The 1,483-nt window shown below is 38.2% G+C and carries 1 protein-coding gene; it reads left to right on the plus strand.

Translation table 11 applies throughout. From position 1 onward, the window contains the following. Positions 1–109: 109 nt before the first annotated feature. A protein-coding gene (locus tag G8782_RS18250; RefSeq protein WP_172373896.1) for an IS3 family transposase occupies positions 110–1,434 on the plus strand; the annotation gives its coding sequence in 2 pieces (ribosomal slippage) (positions 110–488 and positions 488–1,434; 1,326 coding nt in all). Positions 1,435–1,483 lie beyond the last annotated feature (49 nt).

Consider the following 1,483-nt stretch of genomic DNA (forward strand, 5'->3'; position numbering starts at 1 on the left):
TGAACTGAACCCCGAAAAGCGGACACTTTAAAAAAGTACCCCTTTCGGGGTTTTTTCTATGGAAAAAACCCGCTATACTATACCTAACTTGAAGGAGCGGGATAATTTTATGAGTAAAATCCATTTCAATGAACACCAACGAAAATTACTAGAAATGAATCCGAACGTCACATCTGTATCTGATCGAGCGATCCAATATTCATCGGCATTTAAAATACGGGCTGTTAAAGATAACCGGGCTGGAAAAGGCCCTACTCAAATCTTTATTGAAAATGGCTTTGATATAGAGATGATCGGGAAAGATCGTGTGAGGAGTGCTTTGAATAGTTGGAGAAAAACGTTTCAAACGTATGGGGAAGATGGCTTTTTAGAAGAGCGTCGAGGTAAAGGAAGCGCTGGACGCCCATCCACCAAAAACTTATCGGCTGAAAAGAAGTTGGAAAGAGCCGAAGCACGTATTAAATATTTAGAGGCGGAAAATGAACTTTTAAAAAAGCTAGAGGAACTAGAAAGGAAGGCGATGAAACGCAAGTAGCTGCACATGAAAAATACGAAGTGATCTATGAAGTCATTCGTAAACACGAACTTCAAAATTGTGTTTCAGCACTATGTGAGGAAGCGAATGTCAGTCGAAGTGGCTACTATGATTGGTTACAGAACTTAGAAAAACATGTGATTCGCGAAAATAATGACTATGAAGACTATCTTTTTTTGAAGTGTATCTACGATGCATTCAAAGGAAAAATTGGGTATCGCAGACTGTATATGAAGGTATGCGAATTACTCGAAACGCCAATGAATCCGAAGAAAATACGTCGCCTTATGTGCAAATATAACTTCTTTGCGAAAGTCCGTCGTGCCAATCCTTACAAAAACATTGCCAAAGCGACTCAGGAACACAAAACGTTACCAAACATATTAAAACGTGAATTTTCCCAAGACGAACCAGGAAAGGTGCTTTTAACTGATATTACCTATTTCAAATATCATGGAAGAACGGCGTATCTCTCTTGTGTAAAGGACGTCGCAACACGTGAAATTCTTGCATATGAATTATCAAGTACTCTCAAGATGTCGATTGTTTACAAGACTCTCTCGAAATTGAGCGATAAATTAGCAGGAATTATACATCCTGAAGCAATGATTCACTCTGATCAAGGCTTTCACTATACGCATCCAGAATTTCAAAAACGTGTAAGACAAATGAAATTAAAGCAATCTATGTCTCGGCGAGGAAACTGCCTTGATAATGCGCCAATGGAATCTTTCTTTGGCCATATGAAGGATGAATTGGACTATATAGAAGCAAAGACCTTTGGGGAATTAAAACAAATGATTGATCAATATATGATTTATTACAACGAATCAAGAAGACAATGGAATCTTAAAAAGATGACTCCGATTGAATATCGAAGTCATCTCATAGCTGCCTAATTAGCAGCGGGTATTTTATTAAACTGTCCGAAATTTAGGGCGCAGTTCA

This window comes from Sporosarcina jiandibaonis, from assembly GCF_013184495.1.
Lineage (GTDB): Bacteria > Bacillota > Bacilli > Bacillales_A > Planococcaceae > Sporosarcina > Sporosarcina jiandibaonis.